The sequence below is a fragment of the Longibaculum muris genome (assembly GCF_004343035.1).
Lineage (GTDB): Bacteria > Bacillota_I > Bacilli_A > Erysipelotrichales > Coprobacillaceae > Longibaculum > Longibaculum muris.
Genome location: NZ_SMCQ01000009.1, coordinates 46,642 through 65,296 on the forward strand (window position 1 = coordinate 46,642; position 18,655 = coordinate 65,296).

An 18,655-nucleotide genomic window follows, 5' to 3' on the forward strand; every position below is an offset into this window, starting at 1 on the left:
GAAGATTATGGGATTTCCTAAAGATTTTTTATGGGGTGGAGCTATTGCTGCGAATCAAGCTGAAGGGGCATATCTTGAGGATGGTAAAGGTTTAACAACCGTAGATATGATTCCTCATGGGGAAAAAAGAATGTATGTGAAACTTGGTGATATGTATCCTGTTGAATTGATTGAAGGGGAAAATTATCCAAGTCATGAGGCTATTGATTTTTATCATCATTATAAAGAAGATATCCAATTATTTGCTCAGATGGGATTTAAAACATTCCGTACTTCTATTTCTTGGGCAAGAATTTTTCCTAATGGTGATGAATTAGAACCTAATGAAGCAGGAATTGCTTTTTATACAGATATGTTTAAAGAATGTCAAAAATATGGTATTGAACCATTAGTCACTTTATGTCATTTTGATGTACCAATGGGTCTCGTTAGAAAATATGATTCATGGAAAAGTCGTGAAATGATTGATTGTTTTGTCAAATATGCAAAAGTATGTTTTGAAAGATTTGATGGTTTGGTTAAATATTGGTTAACATTTAATGAAATTAATATTTTATTACATTCTCCTTTTTCTGGGGCTGGTATTAGTTTTAAAGCAGGAGAAAATAGGGAACAAGTTAAATATCAAGCGGCTCATCATGAATTAGTCGCAAGTGCATTAGCAACAAAATTAGCTCATCAAATCAATCCAGAAAATAAAGTTGGTTGTATGTTAGCTGGAGGACAATTTTATCCTTATAGTTGTGATCCTAAAGATGTTTGGATGGCTATGAATAAAGATCGTGAAAATTTAATGTTTATTGATGTTCAAGCAAGAGGATATTATCCAAGTTATGCTAAACGGGTATTTAAAGAAAAAGATATTCATTTAAATATTTGTCAAGGTGATGAGGAGATTTTAAGACAATATCCAGTTGATTTTATTTCTTTTAGTTATTATCAATCACGTTGTGCTAGCGCAAATTCAAAAATGGGAATGACTGATGGAAATGTTGTGAAATCAGTTAAGAATCCATATTTAAAGACAAGTGACTGGGGTTGGCAAATTGATCCATTAGGATTAAGAATTACTTTAAATGCTTTATATGATCGTTATCAAAAGCCATTGTTCATTGTTGAAAATGGATTAGGTGCTAAAGATAAAATTGAAGAAGATGGTACGATTCAGGATGATTATCGTATTGATTATTTAAGAGAACATATCAAGGCTATGAAAGATGCTATTGAAGATGGTGTTGATTTAATGGGTTATACAACTTGGGGTTGTATAGATTTAGTTGCTGCATCAACTGGTGAAATGAGTAAACGTTATGGATTTATTTATGTGGATAAAGATGACCAAGGAAATGGAACACTTGAAAGAAGAAAAAAGAAATCATTTGATTGGTATAAAAAAGTTATTGAAAGTAATGGAGAAGTATTAGATTAAGAAAGTTATGTTTATCAAAGCAATTTTAGTGGTTTCTTTGTTAAACAGTGAATAAGGATTAATTCCTGTATTGTGCAGGTATTAATCCTTTTAGTTTGAGGGATTTAAATGATAATAAAGGGTTAAAAAACAGAGAATCTAAGACTTTGATTTATTTTTGTTATAAAATTTAGTATAATAACAAAAGAGGGGATGAGGATATATGGATAAGTTCTATCGTATTGAAAATATTGAAGTCTTTAGAAAATGGGTTTATTTTCAAGTCCAAAATGATCCACGTCTCATAATTGAAAAATATGATAAACGAACGTTTAAGATTTTTTATCATAATAAAGTTGCTAGATTTGTTGTTTGGCCAATTGGAATTATTGAAGAAGCGATTAGTGAAGGAGAAGAATTGTTATTTTATTTGCATTACCAGTTTTATAATTTTCATTATGCAACAGATTTATTTTATCGTATGATTGATAAATTAACTGAAGAAACAGTTAGTAAAAAACATATTCTTTTATGTTGTAGTGGAGGAATGACAACAGGATATTTTGCTGAAAAGATGAATCAATATTGTGAATTAAACAAACTTCCTTATGATATCCAGGCAACAGCTGTCTATAATTTAGAAAGTATTTATCAAAAATATGATTTAATCTTAATTGCTCCTCAATTAAGATATAAAGAAGCTCAATTATCACAAAAACTAAAACCAATCAAAGTTCAAAGCATTGAACCAAGTGTCTTTGCAACTTATCATTGTCATGGTTTATTAGAACAAATAGAAAAGTATTGTAAAAGTGAGGTCAAGTCATGAGTGAAAAGGAAAAGATGTTAAATGGACATTTGTATCAAGCATATAGCCGAGAGCTTTATCAAGATAGAGAATTTTGTAAGGGAATGCTTTATGAGTATAATCGAGTATCTCCAATGGATAAGGATAGTCGAGATTTGATTTTAAAGAAATTGTTAAATTGTAAAGGTGAATTATGTATTGAACAACCTTTTTATTGTAGTTATGGCTATAATATTACAATTGGTCTTAATTTCTATAGTGATGTTAATTTAACGATTTTAGATCAGGGTGGAGTTAGTATCGGGGATAATGTGATCCTTGGCCCTAATGTCAATATTTATACAGCGAGTCATCCTTATAATGAAGTTCAAAGAATAAAAGGCTTAGAATATGCTAAGCCTGTGAAGATATATGATAATGTCTGGATTGGTGGAAATGTAACAATTTTACCTGGAGTAAAAATTAATCAAGGAGCGATTATTGGAGCAGGGAGTGTTGTGACTCATGATATTCCACCATATGTGATTGCTGTGGGGAATCCTTGTGAAGTTGTTCGTTCTATTACTAAAGAGGATGTTCATAAAAATTGGTAGAAAAAAACATCTCACGATGAGATGCTTTTTTTATTTGATTTTTTTTACATTTGAGAAATTAATTAATTCAATGTTGTTATCTTCAATGAATTTTCTGATTTCAGGAGATAAAATTAATTCTAATTCTTTCATTCTTGGTAAACAATAACTTGTCATATCATATAATCTTTGATCGATATATGCTGGATGACACATAAATTCTAAAGCTTCTTCATCAACACTAAAAGCTTGAGTTACAAAGTCATAATTAGCATCATCGCCATACATACGATCATCACAACGAATATATTCATATGTATCTAAGATTTGATCTCTTTGACGCATTGGTAAATCATATTCTTTAGCTAATCTGATTGCTACTTCTTGATGCCAAGGTAGTAAATGAACATGATGATGTGAATCTATATGCGTTGGTTTATGACCAGTAATCGCAATAAATTTTTCCATTTGTGCTTTCCATTCTGTATAGAGTTCATCTTTATCAGCATGAGGTTGTCCATCAGGATAATCTTTAGGTCTAATGAAGTTTCCATCTTTATCTGTATAAGATTTTGCTCCTTCAACTAAAGGTCTACCAACAGTTAATACAAAATGAATTCCTACTCCTAGATGAGGGAATTTTTCAGCTTCCTTTAGAGCAAATTCAGCATAAGGCATATTCATCATACAAGTTGTAGATGTTAAAATTCCTTGTGCATGAGCCATTAAAATTCCAATTGAATTTCCTTGTGTCATGCCAAAATCATCAGCATTCATAATTAATTTTTTTATCATTGTATTGTCCTCCCGTATTACACATCTATTATACAAACTTATTAGATAAAAAGGAAATTATTTTCAGATTCTAAAAATAAATTAACTGAGTGGAATATTTTTACTTTGTCTATGCAACATATTGCTATATAATAGAGAAGAATAGAAAGAAGGTGGTCTTTTAATGAAGAATACAATTACTGGTTATACTGGATTATATGGTATTGTTGCTCATCCGATTAAACATTCTTTTTCTCCAATGATGCATAACACAGCATTTCAAACACTTGGAATTAATGATGTTTATTTGGCTTTTGAAGTTACTGATGAGCATTTAGGTGATTTTATAACAAGTGTTAAAACATTGAATATAAAAGGGTTTAATGTTTCTATGCCTTATAAATTAAAGATTATGGATTATTTAGATGAATTAACTGAAGAAGCAAAGCTTTGTCAGGCTGTGAATACAGTTAAAAATGAGAATGGACGTTTGATTGGGCATATTAGTGATGGACAAGGTTTTATAAAAGCATGTTTTGAGAAGAATTGGCATATTAAAGATGAAAAGATTGTTGTGTTAGGAGCAGGAGGAGCTGCTTGTGCGATTATTGTTTCACTTGCTAAGGAACAGGCTAGAGAAATTGTTGTCTATAATCGAAGTGATAAACCGTTTATAAGGGAATTGAATGAGAAGTTATCTTGTCCGATTGTTTTGAAGTCTTTAAGTGATCAAGAGGCTTTAAAGAATGATTTAAAGGATGCGTATTTGTTGGTTCAGACAACGAATGTTGGAATGAGTCCAAATGTCGATGGATGTTTGATTGAAGATGATTCTTATTTGCATCAAGGATTAAAGATAGCTGATATTATTTATAATCCTAAAAAAACAAAACTATTAGAAATGGCAAAAGATAAGGGATTGGATTATATGAATGGTGAAGGAATGATTTTATATCAAGGAGCTGTATCTTTTGAGTTTTGGACTGGACAGGTAATGCCTATATTAGAAGTTAAGAAAGCTTTAGAAATGGAGGAATAGTATGAAAGAAATTATTGTTGCTTCGACAAATGAAGGAAAAATTAAAGAAATTCGTGCAATGTTAAGTGAAATAGGAATTGATGTCAAATCAATTAAAGATGTTTTTGAAGAAGAAATTGAGATTGAAGAAAATGGTCAAACATTTCAAGAAAATGCCTTAATTAAAGCTCAAACAATTTGTGAAATGATTGATAAACCAACATTAGCCGATGATTCTGGGTTAGAAGTTGATGCAATGGATGGAGCACCAGGTATTTATTCTGCACGTTTTATGGGTCATGATACAAGTTATGATATCAAGAATCAATATATTATAGATGCAGTAAAAGGAAAAGAAAGAGGAGCACGATTTGTTTGTGCGATGGCTCTTTGTATTCCTGATGAAGAACCTATCTTGATTGAAGAATACTTTGATGGGGAAATCTATGATCATATTGAAGGAGAAAATGGTTTTGGTTATGATCCAATTTTTTATGTACCAGAATTAAAAAAAACATCAGCACAGTTATCATTAGAAGAAAAAAATCAATACTCACATCGTGCTAAGGCACTTAAAAAACTATATCAAATATTAAAGGAGAAATAAGTATGAATCATATTGTTTTAGTACATCCAGCAATTCCTCAAAATACAGGAAATATCATGCGTACATGTGTTGCTACTCATTCTAAATTACATATTATTAAACCAATGGGATTTTCATTAGATGATAAACATATGAAAAGAGCAGGATTAGATTATATTAAAGATTTACAAATGGAAATCTATGAAAACTGGGAAGATTTTATTTCTAAAAACCAAGGAGATTTTCACTTCTTTACACGTTATTCTAAACTTTGTTATACAGATCAAAGCTATGTTTCAAACAATGATCAATATTTATTATTTGGACATGAACATGATGGAATCCCCCATGATATTTTAAAAGATCATTTAGATGAATGTGTGCGTATTCCAATGGATGGAAATGCAAGAAGTCTTAATCTTTCTAACTGTGTAGCAATTGGTATTTATGAAGCATTACGTCAACAAGATTATCCAAAATTATCTAAAGTAGAGGTTCAAAAAGGTGAAGACTTTATTTACCAAGAATAGAGCTAGAGATATTATTTTAGCTTTATTATTAACTTTATGTATTATTTGTTTTGCTGTGATAGTGACAGTCTTTTTTAAACAATTGTATTATTTTGATATTGATTATTTAAATATTGCTAAAAATACAGGTTTACCTAAACAGTTAATTAAGGAAAATTATGATGTTTTGATTCAATATCAAAGTATCTTTTTTCAAGGAACATTACAATTACCTGATTTTGTAATGTCAACAACAGGACGTATTCATTTTGAAGAAGTTAAAAGAATTTTTGATATGATTCAAATCTTGTTTGTTGTAAGTGGAGGAATATCTTTGGTTATGATTTATCAAAATGTCAAACAAAAAGAATATCGTTTCTTACGATTAACACCGATGTTTTCTATAGGGATACCAACAGTTATAGGTTTTTTAGCAGCACTTGATTTTGATCAGGCTTTTGTGATATTTCATAAAATCTTTTTCCGTAATGATTATTGGATATTTGATTATACAACGGATCCAGTGATTACTATTTTACCAGAGAGTTTCTTTATGCATTGTTTTATGATGATTATTGTAATTGTAGTTGTGATTAGTCTGATTATGTATCTCATATATAGAAAAAAACGAAATCTGATTCTTGAAGAAATAAGTGAATAGATGAAAAAAAGATTATCTCACTTAATGGTTAAGCATAGAAAAAATGGTGTTTTAAAAGAAGAAACTATAGAATTTCTTGTTAAAGATTTGGGAAATCAATAATATGAAAGGCATAGATTAAAAAATCTATGTTTTTTATTTTGACATTTTTTGCATTTTGATGTTGACTAACTTGTAATAAGATGTTATATTATGTTTGTAAAGTTGTTATAAGATGTAATAAAACAAGTAGAGGAGAGAAAAAGATGGAAATTAAAGACATTATTGCAACAATTAAAAAAGAAAAACCAAATGTAAAATCTGTTTATTATGTAGGATGTGGAGCATCACAAGCTGAATTATATCCAGCCAAATATTTTTTAGAAGCAAATGCTAAAGCTTTACGTATTGCTTTATATACTGCTAATGAATTTAACTATGCAACACCAAAAGGATTAAATGAAGATGCTATTGTTGTGACTTGTTCACTTGGAGGAACAACTCCTGAAACAGTTGCAGCATCTAAACTTGCAATGGAAAAAGGTGCTGCTGTCATTGCGATTACAAACAATGGAGAATCACCATTAGCGAAAGCTTGTCATTATTTAGTTGTTCATAACTGGGAAGGTAGTTACTCAGCAAAAATGGATAAGATGAATAAAGCTTTATTAATTGCTGTAGAAATTTTAAATCAATATGAAGGATTTGAAACATATGATGCAATGGTTAATGGATGCAATAGTATCTATGGAATTATTGATGAAGCTGTTAAGAGTGTATTACCAGAAGCAAAAGCTTTTGCTGATAGCTATAAAGATGATGAAGTGATTTATGTAATGTCATCAGGAGCTACTCATAAAGTTGCTTATTCATTCTCAATTTGTTTATTAATGGAAATGCAATGGATGAACTCAGGATCATTCCATGATGGTGAATTCTTCCATGGACCATTTGAAATTACTGATAAAAACGTTCCATTTATCTTATTAATGAATGATGGACGTACTCGTGCTATGGATTCAAGAGCTTTAACTTTCCTTGAAAGATTTGATGCAAAAACAACAGTCATTGATGCTAAAGACTTTGGACTTGGTTCATTATTACCAGGTGTTGCAGAATACTTCAGTCCAATGGTTATCTCAGCTGTCTTAAGAATTTATGCAGAACAATTAGCAATCGTGAGAAATCACCCACTTACAAAACGTAGATATATGTGGAAATTAGAATACTAATAAAAGGGGAAAAATGAATGCGTCCAGAACTCGTTATTTTTGATGTAGATGGCTTAATGCTAGATACTGAAGCAAGATGGCAAAAAGCTTGGCAAGAAGTTGGTTTAAAACATGGAATCAATGATCTTGGGGAAACAACTTTCTTAAAATGTGTAGGCAGAAACGGTAAGGAAGTTGAAGATATTGTAAGAAATGATTTAAAAGACTTGGCCAGTCCAGAGATGATTTTAGATGAAGCACGTGTCTATGGCAGACAATTACTAAATGAACATATTGATCCAAAACCAGGAATTTATGAATTATTAGAACTCTTAGTACAATTAGATATCCCTCGTGCAGTTGCGACTGCAACTGATAGAAATTTAACAATAGAAAGACTTGAAAGATTAGATTTACTACACTACTTTGATTATCTTTTATGTGGTGATGAAGTGACTAAACGTAAACCACATCCTGAAATTTATCAAAAAGTCGTCCAACATTTTGATGTTACTCCCTTAAAAGCTTTAGTTTTAGAAGATTCAATCGTTGGTGTAGAAGCAGCATATCGTGCTAATATTCCTTGTATCATGGTTCCTGATTTAATTCCTGCTAGTGATACACAAAAAAATCAAGCCTTAGCAGTTGTTTCATCATTACATGATGTCATTCAATTATTTGAGTAAGCGATAGATATTTTATCGCTTTTTCATTTTAAAAAGGATATAATAAAAATAAGAGAAATATAGGTGAGGTATAAAAATGAAATTAGATGATAACAATTCAATCCCCTTATATTTACAATTAAAAAATACAATAAAGGGACTAATTGAAAGTGGAGAAATCCAAAAAGGTGAAAAAATACCTTCAGAACATGAATTATGTAAAAAATACGATGTCAGCCGTATAACAGTAAGAAATGCCTTGGCTGAATTAGAAGATGAAGGTTATTTAATTAAAAAACAAGGGAAAGGAACTTTTGCAACAAAACCAAAACTCTTTAGACCACTAGAAGATAGTGTTGGATTTAGTGAATCATGTAGAAATGCAGGAATGGAAAGTTCTTCAATTGTCTTAAAAAGAGAAGTTCTACCATTAGATGAACGTATGAAAGATATCTTGAAATTAAGTGATCGTGATCAAGTTCTCTATATCCAAAGATTAAGACTTGCTGATGGAGAACCATTGATGATAGAAAATAATTATTATTCTTATGCGAAATATGGTTTTTTAATGAATGAACCATTAACTGGATCATTGTATGAATTATTAGCAGAGAAAAAAGGAATCATTTGTGATCGTTCTTTAAAAACAGTTATTACAGTAACAACTGCAAGTGGTGATATGGTAAGATTGTTACAAGTTCCAATTGGTGCACCATTGTTTGTTATGGATGGAATTATGGGTGATAGTGAAGGAAATCCAGTACATTATAGTTTACAGTATATTGTTGGAGAAAAGTATTCATTTGTCAGATAAAGAAATAAAGTGTTTGAATTCTTCATTATGTGTTGAGTCTTTAAACACTTTTTTTATTTTTGTTTAAAGAAATTATAATATGGACTAGAGAGAGGGGGATTTTATGGATATTATTAGACATTATATGGGACCAAAGTCTTTTTATAAGCGTGCATGTTATATTGCTATACCATTAGGGTTACAACAATTAGTCACAAGTTGTATGGGAATTATTGATTCATTAATGGTTTCTTGGATTGGTCAAGTGACAGCAGTTGGAACTGCCGTTCAGATAGAAACTTTATGTACATCGGTTTCATGGGCTTGTGCCGCTGGAGTGGGAATTTATTCCGTTCAGTTTTTTGGGGCAAAAGATATGTTGAATTTAAAACGCTCATTTGGATTAAGTTTGGTCTTAGCGATTATTTCAGGGATGTTTTGGTTTTTATTAGCAGCAATATTTGGGAAATGGATTCTTGGTTTTTATATACAAGATGCTATGGTTATTGAAAATGGTTTATTATATTTAAGAATTGCAATGTTTTCTTATGTTTTTTTAGCAATCGAGTTTGCTTTTAATATTGTTTATCGAAATATCAATAAACCACGTATTCCTCTAATTATCGGGATTATGGCAATGATTATCAATGTCATCAGCAACTATATTTTTATCTTTGGTTTGTTTGGAATGCCAAAGATGGGGATTCAAGGAGCAGCATTAGGAACATGTTTAGCTCACATGAGTGCTGTAAGTATTCACTTTATATATGCCTATCGCACGCATCAAATCTTTTTAGGAAGTTTATCTGAAATGTTTTCTTTTGATATACGTTTTGTTAAAAATATTATGCGTAAAACCCAAGCTATCATTATTAATGAATTATTCTTTGGTTTTGGATCAACATTATTTATCAAAGCGTTTGGTGTTTTGGGAACAAGCTCTATGGATGCTTATTATGTAGGGGCTAAGATATCTGATATTTTCTATGCCTTGGCTAATGGTTTTTCTAATGCTGTTGCTGCGATTGTAGGAATGTCATTAGGTGCAGGGAATGAAAATAAAGCGAAAGAGGAAGGAAATTATTTTATTGGGATGGCTGTTTGTTTATCAACAGTAGCAATGGCATTGATTTTTGCGGGCTCACATTTCCTTGTTTCAATCTTTCATTTAACAAATTCTCAAGTGATTGAAGAAGCTGTTTTAATTGTTAAAGTTTTCTCACTAAGAATAGCTTTACGTTTCTTTATTGTCATTGTCTTTTCTTCTTTAAGAGCTGGAGGCGATTCAAAGATATTAACGCTTTTAGATAGTGGCTTAATGTGGGGTGTAGGCATTCCGCTTGCCTTTATATGTGTTCATCTTTTTCAAATTCAAAGTATTGCACTTGTTTTCTTGATTTGCCAATTAGAACAAGTCGTACGTGTTATCTTTGGAATGAGACGTTATCGTACAGGAGTATGGGCAGTTAATTTAACGACCTCTATTTCTAATTAAGAAAAATAATTTAAAAATAGTCGAATCTATTGTAGAATAAAGGTAGATTCGACTGTCTTTTACAAATGACATCATTTTGTGTTGACATGTGTTGAAAAGTGTTGAAGATTATAAAAAATATGTCAATTATATGTTTAAGTGTCAAAAAATTCAACACTGTTGTTATAAGATGTCATAATACGATATATTGTAGCTGTGAGGCAGGGATGAATCAGATATCTCAAGAAAGGAAGTAGAAATATGGCAAATAGCACAAAAGATTTAATACTGAACTATTTGAGTGATCTGACAGAAACTTTCGACTTTACCCAAGTCAATGCATTTACCGCTTCAGCAATGAGTGATGAAATGCATATAAGTAGAAGCCTTGCAAGTCAGTATCTTAATGAGCTTGTTAAAGAGAAAGTTGTCATGAAAATTAATTCTAGACCAGTTTATTTCTTACATCGTAAGAAAATGGAAGAACTTTACAAAACAACTTTCCAAGATGACGATTTTTATGATTTAGAAGAAGTCAAACAATATGTTATGAATCATTCTTTTGGAGAGGGGAATTATTCAAAAATAATCGGCTCAGATAAATCATTAGCCATTGTAATTAAACAATTAAGAGAAAGCTTTGAATATCCACCTTGTGGATTGCCAGTTATTCTTAATGGAGAGAAGGGTACTGGAAAAAGAACATTATGTACAACAATCTATGAGAATGCAGCGCGAATTGGAACAATTCATGCCGATACAAAACTCATCAAATTAGAATTCTCACCAACCAACAGCCAAACCTTACTTACAAAGGTCTTTGGCAAAAACAATCAACCAGGATTGATTGATAGTACAAATCACTTAGTTTTCATGATTTGCAATGCTCAGTATATGTCCCATGAATTTCAAGAACAATTATGTCTCTTGTTAGAAATGGACAAAAACAAATCATCAAGTAAAAGCAAATATAAAAACAAAAATATTCGATATATGCTTTTATGTGATATTCATCCTCATCTTTGTATGAGTGAAAGACTTCTTAAAAACATCCCTCTGATTTTAGATGTTCCTAAACTTCAAGATAAGAGCAAAGAAGAAAAAGAAGAACTCATTATTCACTTCATTCAAAATGAAGGTTTAAAGATGAAGAAAACCATTAAAATATCAAGTGCTGTTTTAAGAGCCTTAGTCAATGGTGATTATGAAAACAATTTATTAGGTTTACAATCAACAATCCAATTGATGTGTGCAAGTGCATTAAGAGAAAGTGCTGGCAAAAAAGAAGTGATTATTCATACTTATGATTTACCAGAACATCTTCTTCAAACAATGCCAATTGTCACAGATGAAAATGTTATATACATCGATACAACAACTTACAAAAAGAGTGAGGAAATTGATTTTATATTTGATTATTTTGATCGTATTATTAAACCACTGCATAAATATGAAGGATTAGAAACTGCATTAAATGAGAGTAAACATAACTTTGATTTATTGAGTGATTATCTTTCTTATAAACAAAGAATACCACCAGAAAGAATCAAAGGAACAGAAATTTCTTTATCTAATATCTTAGATGTAGTTTTAAAGAAACGTTATATTAATTTACCAAGTGGATTTTGTTGTACATTAGCAAAATTGATTTATATAAGTGAACTTTATAGTTCATCAATTCAAAATTATCATCTAGAACATCGTTCAATGATTGATGAAATTATCTTGAATATTAAAAGTGAGCTCATGTATGAATCAATGATTGTAGAAGATATTACAAGATTAGTAAATGCTAATTTAGAAATGCAAATGACAGATATCTTATTCATTATTATGGTTGTTTATTTACATCATTATAATGCTCAAGTCGCAAGACGTAATATTTTTGGAATGATTGTCTGTCATGGTTATTCAACCGCAACTTCGATTGCTGATGCAGTCAATAGCTTATTAGAAAATTATGTGTTTGAGGCTGTGGATATGCCATTAGATGTCACAGTTGATGAAATCAAAGAAGTACTTGTCGAAAGATTAAACCGTATGAATCATAATGCTGATGTCATTGTGATGGTTGATATGGGATCTTTAGAACAGCTGGGGAATAGCTTAAGTACAGCAATTAATTGTAGTGTTGGTGTCATCAACAATGTTTCAACAAGGTTAGCTTTAAATGTTGGAAACTGTATCTTAAATGATAAAGATATACAAACAACCTTGGAAAAAGTCAGTGAGTCATCAAAAGCAGCTTATACAATTATTGATCGTCAAAAGAATGACACAATCTTATTTACAAGTGAAAGTGGCATTCATATGGCTCAAAGAATGAGAGAATTATTTGAAAGCAGTTTACCTGGACAAATACCAATTGATTTAGAAGTTTGTGATTATAATCAATTAGTAGCAAGTGGTCCACATCATGAATTATTTGAAAGTAATAATGTCCTCTTTATTACTGGAACAGCAAATCCACATATCGAAGGACAAGTCTTTATTGCCTTAGAAGATATTATATCAGGTAATAATATTGATTTAATGACTTCCCATTTGTCTAAACATTTAGCACCGAAGCAATTAAATCAATTATTAGATGATTTACGTAAAGATTTTACTTTACAAAATGTTGTTGGATATCTCACAATCCTTAATCCAAAAGTTTTATTAGATAGCGTTACCCTTGCGATAGATGATTTGCAAGATCGCTTAAATAAACGTTTTGGTGGTAAGACATTAATTGGTATTTATATTCATGTATGTTGTTTAATCGAAAGATTAGTCACGAAAACAGCCATTACTGAATATGTCGATTTAGAAGGATTTGAAAGAGATAATAAAGCCTTTATCGCATGTGTTCATGAAGCATTTAAAAACTTATCAATTCGCTATAATATTACAATACCAACTAGTGAAATTGCTTATTTACATGAATTTATTGCTGCGGATGAACAACGCTTTGAAGATGGCGAACTGGTTTCAAAATTAAAATAGAGTAGGGGAATAGATATGGAAAAAGAAAAAAAGGTTGTCATTGCAACTCATGGAGAACTAGCCAAAGGGCTAGTGAGTGCATTAAAGATTATTGTAGGAGATGTCGCTGATATTCAAACAGTTTGTGGATATACAACACCAGATTTTGATTTAGATCAAACGATTCAATCTATTATGAATCAACATGATTTTAATCAATATGAATTGGTTGTTTGCACAGATATGATGGGTGGAAGTGTTAATAATGGTTTTGTTAAATATTTAGGACAATATCCATTTCATCTTGTAACAAATACAAATTTAGCATTTTTAGTTGATTTACTATTAACACCTGGATGTATTAATGCTCAAGTCTTAACATCAAAGGTAAGTGATGATTTAGTTAGTGTTAAATATGTCAATGGTGTTGTTAATAGCATGGATGATTTAGATGATTTGTAAGAAGGACGGAGGTGAAGAAATATGATTAAAGCAGTAAGAGTTGACCACAGATTGGTTCATGGACAGGTTGCATTTACTTGGACACATTTCTTGGCAGCAACAAGAATTATTGTTATTGATGATAAAGCAGCGACTGATGAATTTCAAAAGATGGCATTAAATATGTCTAAACCTGCTGGATGTAAATTGAATATTTTTACAGTGGAAAAGGCTTTATCAAAAATGGCAAAAGTTGAAACTTTAAATGAAAATATCTTTATTGTTTTTGGATGTACGAGGGATGCTGCAAGATTTATTGAAGGATATCCAAAATTTAAAGAAATTAATTATGGTGGTATTGCTAAAAAAGAAGGATCTAAATCATATGGGGAAGTTGTTTATTTAAATGATGAAGAAGTTGCTGATTCGAAAAAAATTATGAGTTTAGGAACAAAGATCTTTATGCAACAATTACCAACAACAAAGAGAGAGGAATTAAGATTCGCAGATTAGATTAAGGAGGAAAAATTATGTTATTTAAGGCGATTATTGTCGGTCTGATTGCAGTCTTTGCAAGAATTGATTCACGTATGTTAGGACGTTTGAACTTTGAAAGACCGCTCATTACATGTACGCTTGTAGGTCTTTTCTTAGGAGATGTAAAAGTTGGGCTTTTAGTCGGAGCTCAAATGGAAATGGTTAGTTTAGGATTTATGAGTATCGGAGCTTCTGGTTTTGATATGAACATGGGTTCTATTGCAGGGTGTGCATTGGTTATTTTAACAGGTGCTAAAATTGAAACAGCTTTAGCTATTGCAACACCAATGACATTATTAATCACACTTATTGAGACAGCAGCAAGTGTTGTTCGTATCAGTATGACTCATATGATTGATAATTATGTTGATAAGAGTGAATACAAGAAAGCTAAACTTGTAGATATTTTCTGGGGACCAATGTTATATGCTGTATGTACATTTGTACCAGTATTTATGGCTGTTTATTTAGGAGCAGATGTTATCAATGCAATTGTTAATGCAGTACCTCAATTTGTATTAGATGGTATTACTTTAGGTGCTAACTTAGTAGCATTCTTCGGATTTGCAATGTTATTATCTGTTATGATTAATAAGAAAAATGCAATTTTCTTCTTCTTTGGATTTGCTATTGCAGCCTATTCAGGATTAAGTTTAACTGCAATTGCTATTATTTCAATCATCATGGCTGTGTTATTCTATCAAATTAAATATGGTGATGGTTCACTTCAATTATCATCAAATGGTCAAGCAGATGACTATGATGAACTTGAAGATGACTTAGATGATTAAGGAGGAATGAAAAATGTCACAAAAAGGGTTAGAAGCACAAAGAAATTATCCATTACATAAAAAAGTAAGAGAATTTTTCTGGGGTGGTTGGTGTATGCAAACTAACTGGAACTATGAAAGACAAATGAACACTGCATTTATGTGGGGGATTTCTAATACATTAGATCGTCTTTATCCAGAACCAGAAGAAGATGAAAAGAAAAAAGAAAGATATAGAGCTTCATTAGAGTTCTTCAATATTACACCACAATTTGGTGCATTCGTATTAGGTTTAACTGCCGCAATGGAAGAAGAATATGCAGAAAAGCCAGATACATTTGATCCAAAAATGATTACATCAGTAAAAACTGCATTAATGGGCCCTTTATCTGGGGTAGGAGATTCATTATTCCAAGGAACTGTTAGAATTATCGCAATGAGTATTGGTATTTCATTAGCACAACAAGGATCTATCTTAGGACCAATCTTAGCTATGTTAATCTCATTTGCAGTCAGCTTCCCAATTACTTGGTTTGGAGCTAAGTTAGGATATACAAAAGGACAAGAATTAATTCGTCAAATTTCTGAAAGTAACTTAATGGATAAGTTAATGTATGGATGTAGTGTTGCTGGGTTAATGGTTGTTGGTGGTATGGCTGCTACTTTGGTTAATGTAACTACACCTTTAACATATGGAAAAACATTAGTTGTACAAGAAATTTTAGATGGTATTATGCCTAAAATGTTACCTTTAGCTTTAACTGGATTAATGTATTATTTAGTTAAAAAAGGTGTTCATCCAATTGTTATTGTTATTGCTTGCTTTGTTGTTGGTATTATCTTAAATTACTTTGGTATCTTAGCAGCAGCATAAAAAGGAATAAACTTAGGGAATTAAGTTTATTTATAGATTATTGAACATGAAAGGGTTAAAAAGGAGGAGAGAGAAATGTTCGATGTTAAAAAAATGATTGAAGAAATTACTTCAAAAAAAGAAATTAAAAACATTAGTTTTACAGGAGTTGGTGGATCTTTAGCTTGTTTCTATGCACCTTATTACTATGTTATGAGAGAAGGGAAAAATGTAACAACAAGTTATACTTCATCAAATGAATTCGTTCATGATACACCATCATGCGTAGGGGAAAATTCAATTGTTGTCATTTCATCTCGTGGAGGAAATACTGCTGAAACTGTTGAAGCTGGACGTGTTGCTAAAAAATTAGGAGCAACTGTTATTGGTATGACTCACGAAGAAGGGGAAAATGGAATTACTGAAGTTTCTGATTATGTTGTTTTATTCAAAGATTTATCTGAAGCTCCATATGAAGAAAGTAAAACTGGATATATTTTAAAAATTGCTATTGAAACATTACATCAAGTTGAAGGTACTGGAAAATATGAATTAATGAATGAAGCTATTGAAAAAATGAATACATTAATTCCTGCTGCTGAAAAAGCAATTATTCCAGAAGCTATTAAATTCTCAATTAACTATAAAGATGATAATATCATTTATACAATGGGTAGTGGTACAGCATGGTCTGCAGCTCAACAACAACAAATTTGTATCTTAATGGAAATGCAATGGATCAACTCAAGTGTTATCCACACTGGTGAATTCTTCCATGGTCCATTTGAAATCACTGATCCAGATACAGCGTTCTTATTGTTGAAATCAACAGGTAAGACTAAACCATTAGATGAAAGAGCAATTAATTTCTTAAGTCAATATAATCATCATTTCACAGTGATTGATGCTGAAAAATATGGTATGAATGACTTAGGTGAAGTTAGTGAATACTTTGATTATGACTTCCATACAGCAATGCTTGGAGTATTCAACAAATTATTAGCTGATATGAGAGATCATCCATTAAGTAAAAGAAAATATATGTGGAAATATAAATATTAAAATGTATAATCTGACAGTGCAAGCTGTCAGATTCATTCTTTATAAAGAGAGGTGAAGATAATGTTTAGGAAAATGCGTCGTTATAAACAAGCTTTATCATTATTAGAATGTGCTGCCATTTTAAATAAAGCTACATCAGGAACTTTGGCTGTTATGGGTGATGATAATTATCCCTATGCTGTTCCTTTGAGTTTTGTATATGATCATAATCGTTTGATTTTTCATTGTGCAACAAGTGGTCATAAAATAGATGCAATTGAAAAAAATCCAAAGGTTTCGTTTTGTATCATCGCTCAAGATCAAGTAGTTGAAGAAAAATATACAACTTATTTTAGAAGTGTGATTGTTTTTGGTAAAGCTCATATAGCAAGAAATGTAAAAGAAAAGAAAGAAGCATTTGAAGTTTTAGCTGCTAAATATTCTCCTCGTGATGAAAAAGGAAGAATGGATGAAATGAATAAATTATTTGAACAAACGAATATTATTATTGTTGATATTGAACATATCAGTGGAAAAGAAGCCATTGAATTAAAAAAGAATTGTGAAAAATGACTATAATGAATGAAAGAAAAGCTTATTTCTATTGTTTGATTGTTGCTGTGATTTGGGGGCTTGGCTTTATTGCTGTGGATGAAGCCTTGGTTTCATTTTCCTGCTTTGATATTTTGTTCATTCGTTTTGTAGGGTCGGCAGCTTTAGCTTGGTTATTGATTATTAAAAAAGTGAAAAAGATTCATATGCGAACAGTGAAAAAAGGAATGATGAATGGCGTCTTGTTGTTTATTGCTTATGCATTGCAAACTTATGCTCAAACCTTAACGTCTGTTTCTAATAATGCATTTTTATCTGCTTCAGGAGTTGTTATGGTTCCTTATTTATGTTACTTGGTGTTTAAGAAGAAACCTTCAAAAAGGCAAATATTGAGTTCTTGTTTATGTTTGATTGGTATTGGAGTTTTAACAACTTCAAAGATGTCTTTTGAATTAGGTGATTTTCTAGCTTTTAGTTGTGCTATCTTTTTTGCTGCGCATTTAGTTTCTTTACAATATACTTGTGTATTAGAGGATAGTCAAGTGATTAATGCATTACAACTAGGAACTTGTGCTTGTTTGTCCATTCCTTGTACTTTATTATTTTCAAAAGTTCCTTCGTCAATATCACTTAATTCTATTTTATCATGTATTTATATTGTTGTTTTTGCTACGTTTTTATGTTTCTTTTTACAAACCAAAGCACAACAGGTTGCGAGTGCTAGCAGTTGTTCAGTGATCTTATCAACTGAAAGTTTATTTGCAGTTATTTTCTCTGTGATTTTGTTAAAAGAAACAATTCATATGAATCTACTGATAGGTGGATTGATGATTTTAATATCTGTTATACTCGTACAAACATCCTCCCTTAAAAATGTTTCTAGTGAGAAAACAAGATATAAACATAAAGCATATCGTTAAGATATGCTTTATTTGCTTATTGCATATAAAATGAATTAGTTATATAATAATTTTGAAAAAAGTTGTCCAAAAAAAAGAAAAAACGAAAAATAATGCGTATATAAATAGTAAGGAGGTAA

20 protein-coding genes are annotated in these 18,655 nt (G+C 30.9%); 19 read left to right on the plus strand and 1 reads right to left on the minus strand.

What is annotated here, in order from left to right; genetic code table 11:
* Nucleotides 1-7 precede the first annotated feature (7 nt).
* From ascB to EDD60_RS07735, 3 genes are all read left to right on the plus strand, one after another.
* On the plus strand, nucleotides 8-1,429 hold the full coding sequence (gene ascB, locus EDD60_RS07725) for a 6-phospho-beta-glucosidase (protein ID WP_066445880.1): 1,422 nt from the start codon (nucleotides 8-10) through the stop codon (nucleotides 1,427-1,429).
* Nucleotides 1,430-1,631: 202 nt separating this feature from the next.
* Complete coding sequence (locus EDD60_RS07730; RefSeq protein ID WP_066445877.1) at nucleotides 1,632-2,237, plus strand: PTS sugar transporter subunit IIB; 606 nt, start codon at nucleotides 1,632-1,634, stop codon at nucleotides 2,235-2,237.
* Entirely contained in the window at nucleotides 2,234-2,809 is a 576-nt protein-coding gene (locus EDD60_RS07735) for a sugar O-acetyltransferase (protein WP_066445875.1), read from the plus strand. The genes EDD60_RS07730 and EDD60_RS07735 overlap by 4 nt, the downstream gene beginning before the upstream one ends.
* A gap of 30 nt (nucleotides 2,810-2,839) precedes the next feature.
* Here the strand turns inward: EDD60_RS07735 and EDD60_RS07740 are convergent, their stop codons facing one another.
* Nucleotides 2,840-3,583 carry a carbohydrate deacetylase gene (locus EDD60_RS07740; protein WP_066445872.1) on the minus strand — a complete coding sequence of 248 codons (744 nt, stop codon included), beginning with the start codon at nucleotides 3,581-3,583 and terminating at the stop codon, nucleotides 2,840-2,842.
* 163 nt (nucleotides 3,584-3,746) lie between these two features.
* On the opposite strand from EDD60_RS07740, the gene aroE reads away from it, so the two are divergent.
* The 16 genes from aroE (at nucleotide 3,747) to EDD60_RS07820 (ending at nucleotide 18,536) form a co-directional block, all read left to right on the plus strand.
* The gene (gene aroE / locus EDD60_RS07745; protein ID WP_082787357.1) at nucleotides 3,747-4,601 is read left to right on the plus strand and encodes a shikimate dehydrogenase; all 855 of its coding nucleotides are present in this window, start codon (nucleotides 3,747-3,749) and stop codon (nucleotides 4,599-4,601) included.
* Nucleotide 4,602: 1 nt separating this feature from the next.
* Nucleotides 4,603-5,187: an XTP/dITP diphosphatase gene (locus EDD60_RS07750; RefSeq protein WP_066445869.1), complete on the plus strand. Its 585-nt coding sequence runs from the start codon at nucleotides 4,603-4,605 to the stop codon at nucleotides 5,185-5,187.
* 2 nt (nucleotides 5,188-5,189) lie between these two features.
* Complete coding sequence (locus EDD60_RS07755) at nucleotides 5,190-5,696, plus strand: tRNA (cytidine(34)-2'-O)-methyltransferase (RefSeq protein ID WP_066445866.1); 507 nt, start codon at nucleotides 5,190-5,192, stop codon at nucleotides 5,694-5,696.
* Entirely contained in the window at nucleotides 5,671-6,336 is a 666-nt protein-coding gene (locus EDD60_RS07760; protein ID WP_066445863.1) for a TIGR01906 family membrane protein, read from the plus strand. Before EDD60_RS07755 ends, EDD60_RS07760 begins: the two co-directional genes overlap by 26 nt.
* A 245-nt stretch (nucleotides 6,337-6,581) precedes the next feature.
* A complete protein-coding gene (locus EDD60_RS07765) occupies nucleotides 6,582-7,547 on the plus strand; it encodes an SIS domain-containing protein (protein ID WP_066445861.1) in 966 nt (321 codons plus the stop codon).
* Nucleotides 7,548-7,564: 17 nt separating this feature from the next.
* Nucleotides 7,565-8,212: an HAD family hydrolase gene (locus EDD60_RS07770; RefSeq protein ID WP_066445858.1), complete on the plus strand. Its 648-nt coding sequence runs from the start codon at nucleotides 7,565-7,567 to the stop codon at nucleotides 8,210-8,212.
* 76 nt (nucleotides 8,213-8,288) lie between these two features.
* Entirely contained in the window at nucleotides 8,289-9,005 is a 717-nt protein-coding gene (locus EDD60_RS07775) for a GntR family transcriptional regulator (RefSeq protein ID WP_066445856.1), read from the plus strand.
* Nucleotides 9,006-9,108: 103 nt separating this feature from the next.
* A complete protein-coding gene (locus EDD60_RS07780; RefSeq protein WP_066445853.1) occupies nucleotides 9,109-10,479 on the plus strand; it encodes an MATE family efflux transporter in 1,371 nt (456 codons plus the stop codon).
* Nucleotides 10,480-10,719: 240 nt separating this feature from the next.
* The gene (locus tag EDD60_RS07785) at nucleotides 10,720-13,443 is read left to right on the plus strand and encodes a PRD domain-containing protein (RefSeq protein WP_066445850.1); all 2,724 of its coding nucleotides are present in this window, start codon (nucleotides 10,720-10,722) and stop codon (nucleotides 13,441-13,443) included.
* A gap of 15 nt (nucleotides 13,444-13,458) precedes the next feature.
* Entirely contained in the window at nucleotides 13,459-13,884 is a 426-nt protein-coding gene (locus tag EDD60_RS07790) for a PTS sugar transporter subunit IIA (protein ID WP_066445847.1), read from the plus strand.
* Between the two features lie 21 nt (nucleotides 13,885-13,905).
* Entirely contained in the window at nucleotides 13,906-14,376 is a 471-nt protein-coding gene (locus EDD60_RS07795) for a PTS sugar transporter subunit IIB (protein WP_066445844.1), read from the plus strand.
* Nucleotides 14,377-14,393: 17 nt separating this feature from the next.
* Complete coding sequence (locus tag EDD60_RS07800; RefSeq protein WP_066445841.1) at nucleotides 14,394-15,191, plus strand: PTS sugar transporter subunit IIC; 798 nt, start codon at nucleotides 14,394-14,396, stop codon at nucleotides 15,189-15,191.
* Between the two features lie 13 nt (nucleotides 15,192-15,204).
* The gene (locus EDD60_RS07805; RefSeq protein WP_066445835.1) at nucleotides 15,205-16,044 is read left to right on the plus strand and encodes a PTS system mannose/fructose/sorbose family transporter subunit IID; all 840 of its coding nucleotides are present in this window, start codon (nucleotides 15,205-15,207) and stop codon (nucleotides 16,042-16,044) included.
* A 75-nt stretch (nucleotides 16,045-16,119) separates the two neighbouring features.
* Nucleotides 16,120-17,085 carry an SIS domain-containing protein gene (locus EDD60_RS07810; RefSeq protein ID WP_066445834.1) on the plus strand — a complete coding sequence of 322 codons (966 nt, stop codon included), beginning with the start codon at nucleotides 16,120-16,122 and terminating at the stop codon, nucleotides 17,083-17,085.
* 60 nt (nucleotides 17,086-17,145) lie between these two features.
* Complete coding sequence (locus EDD60_RS07815; protein ID WP_066445828.1) at nucleotides 17,146-17,637, plus strand: pyridoxamine 5'-phosphate oxidase family protein; 492 nt, start codon at nucleotides 17,146-17,148, stop codon at nucleotides 17,635-17,637.
* A 5-nt stretch (nucleotides 17,638-17,642) separates the two neighbouring features.
* On the plus strand, nucleotides 17,643-18,536 hold the full coding sequence (locus tag EDD60_RS07820; RefSeq protein WP_066445998.1) for a DMT family transporter: 894 nt from the start codon (nucleotides 17,643-17,645) through the stop codon (nucleotides 18,534-18,536).
* The last annotated feature ends 119 nt before the right edge of the window (nucleotides 18,537-18,655 follow it).